19 protein-coding genes, 1 rRNA gene and 1 other annotated feature are annotated in these 17357 nt (G+C 41.6%); all 20 genes read left to right on the plus strand.

The window, feature by feature from the left end; genetic code table 11:
• Window positions 1-7: 7 nt before the first annotated feature.
• Window positions 8-123, plus strand: a 5S ribosomal RNA gene (gene rrf, locus C6W18_RS18740).
• A 178-nt stretch (window positions 124-301) separates the two neighbouring features.
• Complete coding sequence (locus tag C6W18_RS18745; RefSeq protein WP_034323278.1) at window positions 302-766, plus strand: CtsR family transcriptional regulator; 465 nt, start codon at window positions 302-304, stop codon at window positions 764-766.
• A gap of 14 nt (window positions 767-780) precedes the next feature.
• The gene (mcsA, locus tag C6W18_RS18750; protein ID WP_007496258.1) at window positions 781-1338 is read left to right on the plus strand and encodes a protein-arginine kinase activator protein McsA; all 558 of its coding nucleotides are present in this window, start codon (window positions 781-783) and stop codon (window positions 1336-1338) included.
• Between the two features lie 4 nt (window positions 1339-1342).
• Window positions 1343-2434, plus strand: a complete 1092-nt coding sequence (mcsB, locus tag C6W18_RS18755; protein ID WP_105928547.1) for a protein-arginine kinase McsB — start codon at window positions 1343-1345, stop codon at window positions 2432-2434.
• Window positions 2431-4866, plus strand: a complete 2436-nt coding sequence (gene clpC / locus C6W18_RS18760) for an ATP-dependent protease ATP-binding subunit ClpC (RefSeq protein ID WP_034323269.1) — start codon at window positions 2431-2433, stop codon at window positions 4864-4866. The genes mcsB and clpC overlap by 4 nt, the downstream gene beginning before the upstream one ends.
• A 93-nt stretch (window positions 4867-4959) precedes the next feature.
• The gene (gene radA / locus C6W18_RS18765; RefSeq protein WP_105928548.1) at window positions 4960-6339 is read left to right on the plus strand and encodes a DNA repair protein RadA; all 1380 of its coding nucleotides are present in this window, start codon (window positions 4960-4962) and stop codon (window positions 6337-6339) included.
• 2 nt (window positions 6340-6341) lie between these two features.
• The gene (disA, locus tag C6W18_RS18770; RefSeq protein ID WP_034323266.1) at window positions 6342-7421 is read left to right on the plus strand and encodes a DNA integrity scanning diadenylate cyclase DisA; all 1080 of its coding nucleotides are present in this window, start codon (window positions 6342-6344) and stop codon (window positions 7419-7421) included.
• Window positions 7422-7574: 153 nt separating this feature from the next.
• Window positions 7575-8675 (plus strand): PIN/TRAM domain-containing protein, encoded by a 1101-nt coding sequence (locus C6W18_RS18775; RefSeq protein WP_034323285.1) that lies wholly within the window; start codon window positions 7575-7577, stop codon window positions 8673-8675.
• Between the two features lie 13 nt (window positions 8676-8688).
• The gene (ispD, locus tag C6W18_RS18780) at window positions 8689-9378 is read left to right on the plus strand and encodes a 2-C-methyl-D-erythritol 4-phosphate cytidylyltransferase (RefSeq protein ID WP_034323263.1); all 690 of its coding nucleotides are present in this window, start codon (window positions 8689-8691) and stop codon (window positions 9376-9378) included.
• 3 nt (window positions 9379-9381) lie between these two features.
• Window positions 9382-9858: a 2-C-methyl-D-erythritol 2,4-cyclodiphosphate synthase gene (gene ispF, locus C6W18_RS18785; protein WP_105928549.1), complete on the plus strand. Its 477-nt coding sequence runs from the start codon at window positions 9382-9384 to the stop codon at window positions 9856-9858.
• Window positions 9859-9952: 94 nt separating this feature from the next.
• Entirely contained in the window at window positions 9953-11404 is a 1452-nt protein-coding gene (gene gltX, locus C6W18_RS18790; protein ID WP_105928550.1) for a glutamate--tRNA ligase, read from the plus strand.
• Window positions 11405-11636, plus strand: a binding site (T-box leader).
• An 81-nt stretch (window positions 11637-11717) separates the two neighbouring features.
• The gene (gene cysE, locus C6W18_RS18795) at window positions 11718-12371 is read left to right on the plus strand and encodes a serine O-acetyltransferase (protein WP_034323283.1); all 654 of its coding nucleotides are present in this window, start codon (window positions 11718-11720) and stop codon (window positions 12369-12371) included.
• Complete coding sequence (cysS, locus tag C6W18_RS18800; protein ID WP_105928551.1) at window positions 12368-13768, plus strand: cysteine--tRNA ligase; 1401 nt, start codon at window positions 12368-12370, stop codon at window positions 13766-13768. Before cysE ends, cysS begins: the two co-directional genes overlap by 4 nt.
• Window positions 13769-13770: 2 nt before the next feature.
• Entirely contained in the window at window positions 13771-14202 is a 432-nt protein-coding gene (locus C6W18_RS18805) for a Mini-ribonuclease 3 (RefSeq protein ID WP_034323254.1), read from the plus strand.
• Window positions 14186-14935, plus strand: a complete 750-nt coding sequence (gene rlmB / locus C6W18_RS18810) for a 23S rRNA (guanosine(2251)-2'-O)-methyltransferase RlmB (protein ID WP_034323251.1) — start codon at window positions 14186-14188, stop codon at window positions 14933-14935. The genes C6W18_RS18805 and rlmB overlap by 17 nt, the downstream gene beginning before the upstream one ends.
• A gap of 2 nt (window positions 14936-14937) precedes the next feature.
• The gene (rae1, locus tag C6W18_RS18815) at window positions 14938-15450 is read left to right on the plus strand and encodes a ribosome-dependent mRNA decay endonuclease Rae1/YacP (RefSeq protein ID WP_034323248.1); all 513 of its coding nucleotides are present in this window, start codon (window positions 14938-14940) and stop codon (window positions 15448-15450) included.
• 63 nt (window positions 15451-15513) lie between these two features.
• Window positions 15514-16170: an RNA polymerase sporulation sigma factor SigH gene (gene sigH / locus C6W18_RS18820; protein WP_008345424.1), complete on the plus strand. Its 657-nt coding sequence runs from the start codon at window positions 15514-15516 to the stop codon at window positions 16168-16170.
• Between the two features lie 76 nt (window positions 16171-16246).
• Complete coding sequence (gene rpmG / locus C6W18_RS18825; protein WP_105928552.1) at window positions 16247-16396, plus strand: 50S ribosomal protein L33; 150 nt, start codon at window positions 16247-16249, stop codon at window positions 16394-16396.
• 34 nt (window positions 16397-16430) lie between these two features.
• Window positions 16431-16607 (plus strand): preprotein translocase subunit SecE, encoded by a 177-nt coding sequence (gene secE, locus C6W18_RS18830; RefSeq protein ID WP_008345422.1) that lies wholly within the window; start codon window positions 16431-16433, stop codon window positions 16605-16607.
• 170 nt (window positions 16608-16777) lie between these two features.
• Complete coding sequence (nusG, locus tag C6W18_RS18835; RefSeq protein ID WP_034323246.1) at window positions 16778-17311, plus strand: transcription termination/antitermination protein NusG; 534 nt, start codon at window positions 16778-16780, stop codon at window positions 17309-17311.
• Window positions 17312-17357: the final 46 nt, after the last annotated feature.

The raw sequence follows: 17357 nt of genomic DNA on the forward strand, positions 1-17357 counted from the left end.
CATCAGGTTTGGTGGCGATAGCGAAGAGGTCACACCCGTTCCCATACCGAACACGGAAGTTAAGCTCTTCAGCGCCGATGGTAGTTGGGGGTTTCCCCCTGTGAGAGTAGGACGCCGCCAAGCTTTTCTAAAGGATCAGTTCCACAAGGAACTGGTCTTTTTTGTGTTTTTGAGAGGTTTGACACCATATAAATGTGGAAATAATATTGTTAGTTGAGCGATTATCTTGAAAAATCGATCGAAAAAATTTATAGTAAGATTAAAGTCAAATATAGTCAAAGTCAATGGAGGAGGAGGCGGAGTGGCACAAAATATTTCTGATATCATCGAGCAGTATTTGAAGGAAGTCTTGGATCAGAATGGTCGAGAAATATTAGAAATTAAGCGCAATGAGATTGCAGATAAGTTTCAGTGCGTACCTTCACAAATTAATTATGTTATCAATACACGCTTTACGAGCGAAAGAGGCTATATCGTTGAAAGTAAGCGTGGCGGCGGTGGCTATATCCGCATCATTAAAGTCAAAATGAATGATGAAGTCGACTTATTGAACCACATTATTTCCCAAATCTATCATCGTTTATCACAGGCTGCATCTGATCATATCATCATGCGTCTTGTGGAAAACAACATTCTATCCGAAAGAGAAGCTAAGATGATGATCAGTGTCATGGACCGTTCTGTTTTGCACATTGATTTACCTGAACGAGATGAACTGCGGGCTCGGATGATGAAAGCGATGTTAAATGCTTTGAAATTAAAGTAAAGCGGGTGAAAAGATTGATTTGTCAAGAATGCAATGAGAGACCAGCCACTTTTCACTTTACAAAAGTTATAAATGGAGAAAAACAAGAAATGCACATATGTGAACAATGTGCAAAAGAAAACAGTGATTCATATGCTATGAGTGGAAACCAAGGTTTCTCGATTCACAACTTATTATCAGGCTTACTGAATATTGATCCTAGCTTTACCACAAGTGCTAACAAAGGATCATCTATTTTTCAAGAAGCGAGAGAAGTGGATCAATGTCCTAAGTGTGGCTTAACCTTTCAGCAGTTCAGAAAAACAGGCCGTTTTGGCTGTGCAGAATGTTATCGTACATTTGATCAGTACCTCAATCCTGTTTTACGGAAAGTCCATAGTGGAAATACAGTCCATAATGGAAAAGTTCCTAAACGGATTGCCGGCAGCCTGCATGTACGCCGGAAACTTGAGTTGATGCAGCAAGAGCTGAAGCAGTTGATTGAACAGGAAGAGTTCGAAAAAGCAGCGGAAGTTCGAGATCAAATTCGTGCATTAGAGCATGAGCAATCTCAGCAGAGGGAGGGAGATTAACGATATGTCGCTCCAGCATTTTATTCAAGACGCTTTAAGTCAATGGATGAAACAAAAAGGGCCAGAAAGTGACATTGTTCTAAGCAGTCGTATTCGGCTAGCGCGCAATCTAGAGCATGTTCGTTTCCCAACTCAGTTTTCTCAAGAGGAGGCTGAAGCTGTTCTCCAGCAATTCGAGCAAAAGTTTGCTAGCCAGGAAGTGAAGGACATTGGAAACTTTGTTCTGATTCGAATGAATGAAACACAGCCTTTAGCAAAGAGGGTACTCGTTGAAAAGCATTTGATTAGCCCCAACTTGGCAGAATCAAGATTTGGCGGCTGCTTGCTTTCTGAAAACGAGGAAATCAGTGTCATGCTAAATGAAGAGGACCATATTCGTATTCAATGCCTGTTCCCAGGTTTTCAGCTGGCCAATGCACTTAAAGTGGCTAATCAGGTAGACGACTGGATTGAAGAGCAAGTAGATTATGCGTTTTCGGAAAAGCGAGGATACTTAACAAGCTGTCCGACCAATGTAGGTACAGGTATAAGGGCTTCGGTCATGATGCACTTACCAGCATTAGCTCTCACACGACAAATGAATCGGATTATTCCTGCAATTAATCAATTAGGTCTTGTCGTCAGAGGAATTTATGGTGAGGGTAGCGAAGCAATAGGAAACATCTTTCAAATTTCAAATCAAATGACACTTGGTCAAGCAGAAGAAGATATTGTGGATGATTTGAATAGTGTGACAGCTCAGCTCATTGAACAAGAGCGATCTGCACGAAAAGCCTTATATCAAACATCTAAAATTGAACTTGAGGATAGAGTGTACCGCTCCTTAGGGATATTGGCCAATTGTCGTATGATTGAATCAAAAGAAACGGCAAAGTGTCTGTCTGATGTGCGGCTTGGAATTGATTTAGGTATCATTAAGGGGCTTTCAAGTAATATACTGAATGAACTCATGATTTTGACACAGCCTGGCTTCCTTCAACAATATTCAGGAGGAGCCTTGGAGCCAAATGAACGAGATATAAAACGAGCAGCGATTATCAGAGAAAGGCTGCGCTTAGAAATGCATAGGAATGGACAGGAGGATGAAACGATATGATGTTTGGAAGATTCACTGAAAGAGCTCAAAAGGTATTAGCACTTGCACAAGAAGAAGCCATTCGCCTAGGCCATAAGAACATTGGAACAGAACACATTTTACTTGGTCTTGTACGTGAAGGTGAGGGCATCGCCGCAAAAGCGTTAGAAGCACTGGGCCTTGTTTCAGATAAAATCCAAAAAGAAGTCGAAAGCTTGATTGGAAGAGGGCAAGAGGTGTCTCAAGCTATTCCTCATTATACGCCTAGAGCGAAGAAGGTCACGGAGCTGTCTATGGATGAAGCAAGAAAGCTAGGTCATTCCTATGTAGGGACAGAACATATTCTTTTAGGTCTTATTCGTGAGGGAGAGGGTGTAGCTGCCCGTGTCTTAAATAACCTCGGAGTGAGCTTAAATAAAGCACGTCAGCAAGTGTTGCAGCTGCTTGGCAGCAATGAAACTGGTGCATCAGCGGCAGGATCGAATAGCAATGCAAATACACCAACCTTAGATAGCTTGGCAAGAGACTTAACGGCTATTGCAAAAGAGGACAGCTTGGACCCTGTCATTGGCAGAAGTAAAGAAATTCAGCGTGTCATTGAGGTGCTAAGCAGAAGAACAAAGAATAACCCAGTTCTGATTGGTGAGCCTGGTGTTGGTAAAACCGCGATCGCAGAAGGTCTTGCACAGCAAATTATTCATAACGAAGTGCCTGAAATCCTGCGTGATAAACGAGTGATGACACTCGATATGGGAACCGTTGTAGCGGGAACGAAATATCGTGGTGAATTCGAGGATCGTTTGAAAAAAGTCATGGACGAAATTCGTCAGGCTGGAAATATCATTCTCTTCATTGATGAGCTTCATACACTGATTGGCGCAGGTGGAGCAGAGGGTGCGATTGATGCGTCTAATATTCTGAAACCATCCCTGGCACGTGGTGAGCTTCAATGTATCGGTGCTACAACGTTAGATGAGTACCGTAAATATATCGAGAAGGATGCGGCACTAGAACGTCGTTTCCAACCAATTCAAGTGGATCAGCCGTCCGTTGATGAAAGTATTCAAATCTTAAGAGGACTTAGAGATCGTTATGAAGCACATCACCGTGTGTCCATTACAGATGAAGCGATTGAGGCGGCAGTGAAGCTGTCTGACCGTTATATCTCTGATCGTTTCCTTCCAGATAAGGCGATTGATCTAATTGATGAGGCAGGTTCGAAGGTACGTTTACGTTCATTCACGACACCGCCTAATCTAAAGGAACTAGAGCAAAAGCTGGATGAAGTACGTAAGGAAAAGGATGCGGCTGTTCAAAGTCAAGAATTTGAAAAAGCAGCTTCCCTACGTGACACAGAGCAGCGCTTGCGTGAAAAAGTAGAAGTCACAAAGAAATCGTGGAAAGAAAAGCAGGGACAAGAGAATTCTGAGGTATCTGTAGATGATATCGCAATGGTCGTCTCTAGCTGGACGGGAGTGCCTGTTTCGAAAATTGCTCAAACCGAAACAGATAAGCTTCTGAATATGGAACAATTGCTCCATTCTCGCGTGATTGGTCAGGATGAAGCGGTTGTCGCTGTAGCGAAAGCTGTGAGACGTGCGCGTGCTGGTCTAAAAGACCCGAAACGTCCGATTGGCTCCTTTATCTTCTTAGGCCCAACAGGTGTTGGTAAGACTGAGCTTGCAAGAGCACTGGCCGAGTCTATTTTCGGTGATGAAGAAGCGATGATCCGTATTGATATGTCTGAATACATGGAGAAACATTCTACATCAAGACTTGTTGGTTCACCTCCAGGCTATGTTGGCTATGATGAAGGTGGCCAGCTGACTGAAAAAGTGAGAAGAAAACCTTATTCTGTAGTGCTTTTAGATGAGATTGAAAAAGCGCATCCTGATGTGTTTAATATCTTACTGCAAGTATTAGAAGATGGTCGTCTTACTGATTCTAAAGGACGTACAGTTGACTTTAGAAATACTATTTTGATTATGACTTCAAACGTTGGGGCTAGTGAACTGAAGCGCAATAAATATGTTGGCTTTAACGTACAGGATGAAGGTCAAAATTACAAAGATATGAAAGGCAAAGTAATGGGTGAGTTGAAACGTGCGTTTAGACCTGAATTCATCAACCGTATTGATGAAATCATTGTCTTCCACTCGCTTGAAAAGAAACATCTAAAAGAGATTGTGTCTCTCATGTCTGATCAATTAACAAAACGTTTAAAAGAGCAAGACCTCTCAATTGAACTGACAGAAGCAGCAAAAGCGAAGATTGCCGACGAAGGTGTAGACCTTGAGTATGGTGCTCGTCCGTTAAGAAGAGCGATTCAAAAGCACGTTGAGGATCGACTTTCTGAGGAATTGCTGAGAGGTAATATTGAAAAGGGTCAACATATCGTATTAGATGTGGAAGATGGAGAAATTGTCGTAAAAGCGACGGCTGCTACGAACTAATATAGTAAGAAAAAAGTGTGAGGCATACCAGTCAGATGTATGCCTCCCTTTACTTATTTTCTGATCAGTATAAGGAGTTGTATTCTTCAATCTATGGCTAAGACAAAATCAAAATTTATATGCCAATCGTGCGGTTATGAGTCAGCCAAATGGATGGGGAAATGTCCTGGCTGCGGCACGTGGAACAGTATGACAGAAGAGGTCGTTCGCAAAGAGCCGGCAAACCGTCGAAGTGCTTTTAATCATTCTGTTCAAACCATTCAAAAACCTTCACCTATTTCTGCAATTGAAACATCCGAAGAACCCCGAATTAAAACGAATTTAGAAGAATTTAACCGAGTATTAGGAAGTGGAATTGTCAAAGGCTCTCTCGTTCTCATTGGCGGAGACCCTGGGATTGGGAAGTCCACATTATTATTACAAGTATCAGCCCAGCTCTCAGACCAAAATCAGAATGTGTTATACATATCTGGTGAGGAGTCCATTAAACAAACGAAGCTAAGAGCGGATCGCCTCGGCATTGATAGCACCTCTTTACATGTTTTGGCTGAAACCGATATGGAGTATATAACGTCTTCTATACAAGAGATGAAACCCGCTTTTGTGGTGGTGGATTCGATTCAAACCGTTTATCAAAGTGATATTACGTCAGCTCCTGGATCTGTTTCTCAGGTAAGAGAATGCACAGCGCAGCTGATGAAGATTGCCAAAACGAATGGTATTCCGATTTTTATCGTTGGTCACGTGACCAAAGAAGGCTCGATCGCAGGTCCACGCCTTTTAGAGCATATGGTGGACACGGTTCTTTATTTTGAAGGGGAGCGGCATCATACGTTTCGCATCTTACGAGCAGTGAAAAACCGATTTGGTTCAACGAATGAATTAGGGATTTTTGAAATGAGAGAAGAAGGGCTCACGGAAGTATTAAACCCATCAGAAATTTTCTTAGAAGAGCGGTCAGCAGGTGTATCTGGTTCGTGTGTTGTTGCCTCAATGGAAGGAACAAGACCCGTCCTTGTGGAGATACAAGCATTAATTTCGCCGACAAGCTTTGGCAATCCACGGAGAATGGCTACAGGCCTTGATCATAATCGTGTGTCATTGCTAATGGCCGTTTTAGAAAAACGTGTAGGGCTGCTTTTGCAAAACCAAGATGCGTATTTAAAGGTCGCAGGCGGTGTGAAGCTTGACGAACCAGCGATTGACTTGGCCATTGCTGTCAGTATTGCATCAAGCTTTAAAGACGCAGCGCCACAACCAGCGGATTGCTTTATAGGAGAAGTTGGTCTGACGGGAGAAGTCAGAAGAGTATCAAGAATTGAACAGCGTGTGCAGGAAGCTGCTAAACTAGGATTTAAGCGAATGTTTATTCCTCAGGCGAATATAGACGGATGGAAAAAGCCGAGAGGGATTGAGCTAGTCGGTGTAGAAAATGTAGCGGAGGCACTTCGTATTTCACTAGGGGGATCATAGAAATGGAAAAAGAGAAAAAAGGAGCGAGAGAAGTTGATCTCTTAGATATCGTACAGTTTGTGGCACCAGGGACACCTTTGCGAGTAGGGATTGAAAATGTCCTGAGAGCCAATACTGGCGGGCTCATTGTTGTTGGTTATAACGACAAAGTAAAAAGTGTGGTGGATGGAGGATTTCATATTAATTCCGCCTTCTCCCCAGCACACTTATATGAATTGGCCAAGATGGATGGGGCCATTATTTTAAGCGATTCTGGTCAAAAAATCTTGTATGCGAATACACAACTGATGCCAGATGCAACGATTCATTCATCAGAAACAGGCATGAGACACCGAACGGCTGAACGTGTAGCCAAACAGACAGGCTGCTTAATCATTGCCATTTCTGAACGGAGAAACGTCATTACTTTATACCAAGGAAATCGTCGTTACACGTTGAAAGATATCGGCTTTATTTTAACAAAGGCCAATCAAGCCATTCAAACACTTGAGAAATATAAAACCATTTTAGATCACGCCATTTCAGCGTTAAGCGCCCTAGAATTTGAAGAGCTTGTCACCTTTGGTGATGTACTATCCGTGCTGCATCGCTACGAAATGGTGCTCAGAATCAAAAATGAAATTAACATGTATATCAAAGAGCTCGGGACAGAAGGACACTTGATCCGTCTTCAAGTCAATGAGCTGATTACAGATATGGAGCAGGAAGCGGCTCTATTTATTAAAGATTACGTGAAAGAAAAGATTAAAGATCCATATGTTTTGCTTAAACAACTCCAAGATATGTCTAGCTTTGAGCTTTTAGATGATTCCATTCTGTACAAGTTACTTGGATATCCAGCATCTACAAATGTTGACGATTATGTGTACACAAGAGGGTTCAGATTACTTCACAAAATCCCTAGATTGCCAATGCCTATTGTTGAAAATGTGGTCGAAGCGTTTGGTGTGTTAGATCGAATTATGGAAGCAGATGTACAAGAATTGGATGAAGTAGAAGGAATTGGAGAAGTAAGGGCGAAAAAGATAAAAAAAGGATTAAAAAGGTTACAAGAAAAACATTATATTGACCGTCAGCTGTAGAAGAGAAATTTTCCTCAATTACGGTTAAAAATGGATGAATATGGGTATATTAATGATGCTTTTTGTTTTCTGTTGATCATGATAGAAAACTTAAACATATATCAATGTTAGATGAAGGTGGATTGACAGATGAAAAATAAAGGAGGTGAAGGTATGTTAAAAAGAATCGTTCAGGCGTTTTTTATCATTTTTGGTGCAGTTGTAGGGATTTTTATCATTCCAGAGTTATTTCTGCTGTTAAATGTAAAGGACATACCTCTCATAACAAATGCTTACTCTTCAGCACTAATAGGAGCCGCTGTGTTCTTTATCATCGGCCAATGGTGCACAGGCTATGTTGTTAATTGGGTGAAATGGATCGAGGATTCTCTATTAAAGGCGCCTCTTCCTGATCTTATATCTGGAAGTTTCGGTTTAGTATTTGGACTTATTCTAGCATATCTTATTGTAAACGTGATCCCGCTAAACAATATCCCATATCATATTTTTGGTACCATTATTCCGATTTTTCTGGCTTTCTTTTTAGGATACCTTGGATTTCAGGTAGGGTTTAAGAAGAAGGATGAAATGATGGGGCTGTTCTCTCGATCTGCAAAGGTCAGCAAGAAAAAAGGTGCAGCTGATGATGAACCTGAAATAGAAGATAAAAAGCTGAAAATTTTAGACACAAGTGTTATCATTGATGGAAGAATCGCAGATATTTGTCAAACTGGATTTTTAGAAGGAATAATGGTAATTCCTCAATTTGTTCTCGAGGAACTACAGCATATTGCAGACTCTTCTGATGTATTAAAGAGAAATAGAGGCCGAAGAGGTCTTGATATTTTAAATCGTATCCAAAAAGAATTGGATATCAAAGTTGAAATTTACGAAGGTGACTTCGAAGACATTCAAGAGGTTGATAGCAAGCTTGTGAAGCTCGCTAAATTAACTTCAGGTGTTGTTGTGACAAATGATTTTAATTTAAATAAAGTATGCGAACTTCAAAAAGTAGCAGTGTTAAACATCAATGATCTAGCCAATGCGGTCAAACCGGTTGTACTGCCTGGGGAAGAAATGAAGGTACAGGTCATTAAAGATGGGAAAGAGCATAACCAAGGTGTTGCCTACTTAGATGACGGTACGATGATTGTGGTCGAAGAAGGACGCAATTACATTGGAAAAGACATTGATGTGCTTGTCACAAGTGTGCTGCAGACTGCTGCTGGAAGAATGATTTTTGCGAAGCCAAAACTTCTGGAGAAGGCGCTCTAAAGGGAGAACGAACATGTATTATGAAGTAGTTATTCCGGCTGCGGGGCAGGGGAAACGAATGAAGGCCGGTCGCAATAAGCTTTTTATTGAATTGAAAAGAATGCCGGTCATCATTCACACACTAAAGGTGTTTGACGCCCATTCACAATGCAAACGCATGATCTTAGCGATCAATGAAGAAGAGCGTCGTGACTTTGAAAGGCTACTAAAGGTACACGCTTTTCAAACGCCTGTTTCACTTGTCACTGGCGGTGAAGAACGTCAGCAAAGTGTATATGAAGGATTGAAGGCTGTGAAAGATGCGGACATCGTGCTTGTTCATGATGGAGCAAGGCCTTTTATTAAGCATACACAGATCGACTTGCTCGTTAAGGCAGCGATTGAAAAAGGCTCCGCAGTCGTAGCGGTACCAGTGAAAGACACAATCAAACGCGTTCAAGAAGGCAAAGTGGAGCAAACCATTGAACGTCAGAGCTTGTGGGCAGTCCAGACCCCACAAGCTTTTCGTCATTCTATTTTAAAAGAGGCGCATGAATATGCGGAGCGGACAGGCTTCCTTGGAACAGACGACGCCAGCCTTGTGGAACAATTACATGGTAAGAGTGTGTATATTGTCCAGGGAGACTATACCAATATTAAACTGACAACACCAGATGATTTACTGGTTGCCAAGGCAATTATGGATGCGGAAAGAGGGTACTAGATCATGTTGAGAATAGGACAAGGCTTTGATGTACATCAATTAACAGAGGGAAGACCTCTTATTATCGGCGGGGTTACCATTCCCTATGAAAAGGGCCTGCTTGGGCATTCAGACGCTGACGTACTGCTTCACACGGTGGCAGATGCCTGTCTAGGTGCGATTGGTGAAGGAGATATCGGCAGACATTTCCCAGATACTGATCCCGAGTTTAAGGATGCAGATTCTTTTAAATTACTTCAGTATGTGTGGGCACTTGTGAAAGACAAAGGCTATACACTGGTGAATATTGACTGCACCATCATGGCGCAAAAGCCAAAAATGGCACCTTACATTCAACCAATGTGCGAGAAAATCGCAGAAGCGCTTGAGGCAGATGTCACACAGGTAAATGTCAAAGCAACAACAACTGAGAAACTTGGATTTACAGGTAGAGGCGAAGGAATTGCTTCTCAGGCGACAGTGCTTCTTCAGAAAAAGTAAAATCCATTTTGATGAGAATGGTATTTGATGATAAAATACGTTTATAAAAAAATGGTGTCAGACAACATGATGCAGATGAAAGGAAGTTAAACTCATGGGAAATGAAGTGCGTGTTCGTTATGCACCGAGTCCAACTGGGCATTTACATATTGGGAATGCTAGAACGGCTCTTTTCAACTATTTGTTCGCCCGCAGCCAAGGCGGCAAATTTATTATTCGAATCGAAGATACGGATCAAAAGCGTAATGTAGAAGGTGGAGAAGAAAGCCAGCTTCGCCATTTGCAGTGGCTCGGCATTGATTGGGACGAGAGTATTGATAAAGATGGCGGCTATGGCCCTTACAGACAATCAGAGCGTAATGATATTTACAAAAAATATTATGACGAGCTGCTAGAAAAGGACTTGGCTTATAAGTGCTATTGTACGGCTGAAGAATTAGAAGAAGAGCGTGAAGCACAAATCGCCCGCAGTGAAATGCCTCGATATTCTGGTAAATGCAGTCATTTATCAAAAGAAGAAGAGGATAAGCTCATTGCTGAAGGAAGAGAGCCAAGTATTCGCTTCCGTGTTCCAAAGGGAGAAATCATCAAATTTGGCGATATGGTCAAGGGTGATATTTCGTTTGAAACAGACGGCATCGGTGACTTTGTCATTGTGAAGAAAGATGGTACACCAACTTATAACTTCGCTGTAGCAGTGGATGATCATTTGATGAAAATGACTCACATTCTTCGCGGAGAGGATCACATTTCGAATACACCTAAACAAATCATGATTTTCAATGCATTTGGCTGGGATGTTCCGCTGTTCGGACATATGACGTTGATTGTGAACGAGAACCGTAAGAAATTAAGTAAGCGTGATGAATCGATTATTCAATTCATCGAGCAATATAAGAACTTGGGCTATTTACCAGAAGCCTTGTTTAATTTCATTGCATTACTTGGATGGTCTCCAGTTGGCGAAGAAGAACTATTTACAAAAGAGCAATTCATCGATATTTTCGATGTAAACCGACTTTCTAAGTCACCAGCTCTATTCGATATGCATAAACTAAAATGGGTGAATAACCAATACGTGAAAGCACTTGATCTTGATCAAGTCATTGCATTAACACTTCCACATCTTCAAAAGGCTGGCAAGGTAAGCGAGCAACTGACAGAAGAAGAAAACACGTGGGTACGCAAACTTATTTCTCTATATCACGAACAATTGAGCTACGGAGCAGAAATTGTTGAGTTAACAGAGTTGTTCTTTAAGGAGCAAATTGAGTATAATCAAGAGGCAAGCGAAGTTCTAGCAGAGGAGCAAGTACCAGAAGTCATGGCCTCTTTTGCAAGTCAGCTCGAACGTCTTGAGTCTTTCACACCTGATGAAATCAAGGCTGCCATTAAAGCGGTACAAAAAGAAACAGGGCATAAAGGCAAGAAACTATTCATGCCAATTCGTGTGGCTGTCACAGGACAAACGCATGGCCCAGAACTTCCGCAAAGTATTGAACTACTAGGTAAAGAAACGGTATTAAACCGCATTAAACAAATATAAGGAAAATCGTTGCGAGGGAGAAGTACAATGTTTTCGTCCATCACAGAAAGAGTCTTCACCGGCTGAAAGAGACTTATGGGCAGACGTTGGAAATGCACCCTCAAGACCCTTGAGGAACACGTACGTTAGTATGCAAGGGCGGTACCCTCCGTTACGGGATTAAGTTGAGAAAGCTTGCAAGATAAGGAGCTTTCTAAACAGAGTGGAACCGCGTTTTCAAAACGTCTCTGTCATATGGCAGAGACGTTTTTTATTTGTCCAAAAAAGAGAGCAAGTCCTAAGAGAGATTCATGGGGAAGAACGGGGGGAGCATGTGTTTTTCAAAATGCTGAAAGAAGATATTGATACTGTGTTTGATCAAGATCCTGCTGCTAGAAGCTATATTGAAGTAGTGCTAACCTATTCAGGGCTTCATGCGATTTGGGCTCATCGTATCGCGCACGCATTTTATAAACGTAAGCTATATTTTCTTGCGCGGATCATTTCTCAGGTCAGCCGATTTTTCACAGGGGTTGAAATTCACCCAGCGGCAACCATTGGCAGGCGCTTCTTCATTGATCACGGCATGGGTGTCGTGATTGGGGAAACATGTGAAATTGGAGACAACGTCACTGTTTTCCAAGGCGTGACATTAGGGGGAACAGGGAAAGAAAAGGGAAAGCGGCATCCGACCATTTTAGACGATGCCCTCATTGCGACAGGTGCAAAGGTGCTTGGTTCCATTACAGTAGGAAAAGGGTCCAAGATTGGTGCAGGGTCGGTTGTGTTAAAGGACGTCCCAGACCATTCCACCGTTGTAGGTATACCTGGGCGCGTGGTCGTTCAAAATGGAAAGAAAATCAATCGCGATCTCAATCATCAAGATTTGCCAGATCCAGTTTCCGATCGTTTTAAAGAATTGGAACGAGAAATGGAAAAGCTAAAACGTGAGCTGGCTTCATTGAGCAGAAAGGAAGAACAATCATGACGATCAATATTTATAATACATTAACGCGTAAGAAGGAAGAATTTGTCCCGCTTGAACCAGGAAAGGTCAAGATGTATGTGTGCGGACCGACCGTTTATAACTACATTCATATCGGGAATGCAAGACCGGCGATTGTATATGACACCGTACGTAAGTATTTAGAATACAGCGGTTATGATGTAAATTTTGTATCAAACTTTACAGATGTAGATGATAAACTCATCAAAGCAGCCAATGAGCTCGGAGAAGATGTCCCGACCATTGCTGATCGGTTTATCCAAGCCTACTTCGAAGACGTCAGTGCACTAGGCTGCAAAAAAGCAGACCTTCACCCGCGAGTAACAGAAAACATGGATGACATCATTGCGTTTATCGCCACATTGATTGAAAAAGGCTACGCCTATGAAGCGGATGGCGACGTGTATTACAGCACGCGTTCTTTTGAAGGCTACGGAAAGCTTTCTCACCAATCGATTGATGAACTGAAGACAGGTGCTCGTATTCGTGTAGGTGAAAAGAAACGAGATGCACTGGACTTTGCTTTATGGAAGGCTGCAAAGGATCAGGAAATCTCATGGGATAGCCCGTGGGGCGAAGGACGTCCAGGCTGGCACATCGAGTGCTCGGCAATGGTCAAAAAATATTTAGGTGATACGATCGACATTCATGCTGGCGGACAGGATTTAACGTTCCCTCACCATGAGAATGAGATCGCCCAATCTGAGGCTTTGACAGGGAAACCTTTTGCGAAGTATTGGATGCATAACGGGTATATTAATATTGAGAATGAAAAAATGTCAAAATCACTTGGTAATTTTGTGCTGGTGCATGACATTATTAAAGAACAAGATCCAGATGTACTTCGATTCTTTATGTTATCTGTTCATTACCGTCACCCTATTAATTACTCAATTGATTTATTGGACAGTACAAATAGTGCTTTTAACAGACTCAAAACATCGTATGCCAATTTACATCATCGTCTTGAGAGCAGCACCAATCTAACAGACAATAATACCGAATGGCTGGCTAAGATTGAAGAGCAGCGCGCGACATTTATTTCTGAAATGAATGATGACTTCAATACTGCGAATGCCATCTCTGTCTTATTTGAACTAGCGAAGCAGGCAAATTACTATATGGAGAATGATCATACTTCTGAGGAAGTGATCAAGGCATTTATCAGCTTGTTCCAAGAGATCACAACTGTTCTTGGCTTCTCATTAGAAGAAAAGCACACGCTTGACGAAGAAGTAGAAGCGTTAATTGAGAAACGAAATGAAGCTAGGAGAAATCGTGACTTCGCACTGTCTGATCAAATTCGTGACCAGTTAAAGAGCATGAATATTGTATTAGAGGACACTCCTCAAGGTACTCGCTGGAAAAGAGGAGAATAGGCATGTTGAATTTTGAAAAGCTGAAAGACGGTAAACAGTTGAACGGACTTGCGCTTGCTTATATGGGTGATGCCATATTTGAAGTATATGTGAGGCATCACCTCCTCCAAACGGGGGCGACAAAACCAAATGAGCTGCATAAACGAGCAAGCAAGATTGTTTCAGCTAAATCTCAGGCCGCTATTTTATTTACTCTTCAGCAGCAGGGCTTTTTCACTGAGGCGGAAGAAGCGGTGCTGAAAAGAGGAAGAAATGCAAAATCAGGCACAGTGCCTAAAAACACAGACGTTCAAACGTATCGTTATAGTACGGCGCTTGAAGCGCTTATGGGTTATTTATTTATTGAACAGCAGGACGAACGCTTAGAAGAGCTGATTAGTCAGGCGATTGAAATCGGAACGTCAGGGAGGAAGACAAATGAGTCAGCAACATGATTATGTGATTGGGAAAAATGCAGTGATTGAGACACTGAAGTCAGATCGAGAGTTATACAAGCTCTGGATGGCTGAAAACACTGTAAAAGGACAAGCCCAGCAGGTCATTGAACTCGCTAAAAAGCAAAATATCACCATTCAGTATGTTCCGAGGAAAAAGCTTGATCAAATGGTATCAGGTCAGCACCAGGGAATCGTTGCACAAGTAGCGGCATATGAATATGCGGAATTGGACGATCTGTATCAAATCGCTGAAAAGCGGAATGAACAGCCATTTTTCCTTATTTTAGATGAAATCGAAGATCCTCATAATTTAGGGTCCATTATGCGTACGGCAGATGCTGTAGGTGCGCACGGGATTGTCATTCCAAAAAGGCGAGCAGTCGGCTTGACGACAACCGTTGCCAAGGCATCTACTGGGGCTATCGAACATATTCCTGTCGCAAAAGTGACCAATCTCTCAAGAGCTCTTGATGAGATGAAAGAAAGAGGAATCTGGGTCGCAGGAACAGATGCGTCTGCTAAGCAGGATTACAGACAATTTGATGGAACAATGCCTCTAGCTCTTGTGATCGGCAGTGAAGGAAAAGGAATCGGTCGATTGATCAGGGAAAAATGTGATTTCCTGATTAAACTGCCAATGGCCGGGAAGGTCACTTCATTAAACGCATCAGTTGCCGCTAGTCTATTGATGTATGAAGTGTATCGAAAACGTTATCCGTTAGGAGAATAGAGATGGACATCCTCTTAGTCGATGGATACAACATGATAGGTGCGTGGCCTCGTTTGCAGCACTTAAAGGAAAACAGCTTTGAAGAAGCCAGAGACGTATTGATTCAAAATTTAGCAGAATATCAAGCATACACAGGGTATCGAGTCATTGTCGTATTCGATGCCCATATGGTTAAAGGAATCGAGAAAAAGCGGACAAACCACCGAGTAGAGGTCATCTTTACGAGAGAGAATGAAACGGCTGATGAGCGGATTGAAAAGCTGGCGCAAGATTTAAATAATATTCGGACGCAAATTCATGTAGCGACCTCTGATTTTACGGAACAGTGGGCGATCTTTGGACAAGGTGCTCTTCGCAAGTCGGCTAGAGAGCTTTTAAGAGAGATTGAAGTGATTGAACGAAAGATTGAAACACGGGTCAAAAAGATTACTTCTGATAAACCAGCATCCAAAATTGAATTGTCAGAAGATGTATTGAAAACGTTTGAAAAATGGCGGCGTGGGAATTTGGAATAGCTTGACGATATTTCAACCATTAATGTATAATATTTCTATCTAGGTGCGGTCGGGGGGATCGAAGTGAATCTAAACAACAGCAAGGGTAAGTCCATCAGAGAGCAATTTTGCCAGTTGGAAGATGAACAAGTCATTGAAAGGGTTCATGTCGGAGATAGTGATGCGCTAGATTATTTAATTACGAAATACCGCAATTTTGTACGTGCGAAAGCAAGATCTTATTTCTTGATTGGAGCGGATCGAGAGGACATTGTCCAAGAGGGGATGATCGGACTTTATAAGTCTATCCGCGATTTCAGAGAGGACAAGCTTACTTCATTTAAGGCTTTTGCAGAATTATGTATTACCCGCCAAATTATCACCGCAATTAAAACAGCTACTCGCCAAAAACATATCCCGTTAAATTCCTATGTATCATTAGACAAGCCGATATACGATGAAGAATCGGACAGAACATTGTTGGACGTCATTTCCGGTGCTAAAGCGCTTAACCCAGAAGATTTAATCATTAGCAAAGAAGAATTTGATGATATTGAAATGAAAATGGGTGAACTATTAAGCGAGCTGGAAAGAAAGGTACTTGTGCTTTATCTTGATGGCAGATCCTATCAGGAGATTTCTGAAGATTTAAACCGTCATGTGAAATCAATTGATAATGCACTCCAAAGAGTAAAGAGAAAATTAGAGAAATATTTAGAGCTGCGCGAGATCAGTCTCTAGTCAAACCTATATTGACAGCTTTTTCGACACTGTGATAAGGTACTAAGGAAATGATGTCGAGAAAATAGGTGTAAATATGAGGAAAAGAATCACTCTAGCCTGTAAAGACTGCGGAAGCCGCAATTATACGACAATGAAAAGTGTTGCTTCAGCAGCTGAAAGATTAGAAGTTAAGAAATATTGCAAGAATTGTAATTCACATAAAACACATTTAGAAACGAAGTAAGATTTGCGTTCTTTAATCTGTGGAGGTCTTTTACATGCGTATTATCAGTTTCTTAAAAAGTGTCGGGAAAGAAATGAAAAAGGTCAGCTGGCCAAAGAAAAACGAAATGGTCCGCTACACAATCACTGTTATTTTAACAGTTGTATTCTTTGCAATCTTTTTCTCTTTTCTTGATATAGGAATCTCACAATTAATCGAATTAATTCATTAATACTTGAATAATGGTCTGCTGAACGTGCTATAATAGATCATAATATGACTTGCCAAAAAACCCGTTTTACGGGTTTTTTCAATTGCTTGAAAATATTTACGGTACTCGATATTCGTCAAATAGACATTATGAAATGTGGGGAGGGAAGGACTGAATAGTCCTGATCTAAAATGGAAAAGAATTGGTATGTTGTGCATACGTACTCTGGTTATGAAAACAAAGTAAAAGCGAACTTGGAAAAACGTGTTGAATCAATGGGCATGCAGGATAAAATCTTCCGCGTAGTCGTACCAGAAGAAGAAGAAACTGATTTTAAAAACGGTAAGAAAAAAGTGGTCAAAAAGAAAGTATTCCCTGGCTATGTCCTAGTGGAAATCGTCATGACTGACGATTCTTGGTATGTTGTTCGTAATACACCAGGTGTGACAGGGTTCGTTGGATCAGCTGGATCAGGCTCAAAGCCGACTGCGCTGCTGCCAGGCGAAGCTGAAACCATTCTGAAGAGAATGGGTCTAGAAGAACGCAAAACAGAAATCGACTTTGAACTGAAAGAAACAGTCAAGGTCATCGATGGACCATTTGCTAACTTCACAGGATCTATCGAAGAGATTGATTACGATAAAAGCAAAGTCAAAGTATTCGTTAATATGTTTGGTAGAGAAACACCTGTGGAACTTGAGTTCACGCAGATCGACAAATTGTAATTTAAAAGAGCTTGAAATGAGTGTATAGAAGTGGTAATATAGCAAA

It is taken from the genome of Bacillus sp. LLTC93, assembly GCF_002993125.1.
In the GTDB taxonomy this organism is placed as follows: domain Bacteria; phylum Bacillota; class Bacilli; order Bacillales; family Bacillaceae; genus Bacillus; species Bacillus zhangzhouensis.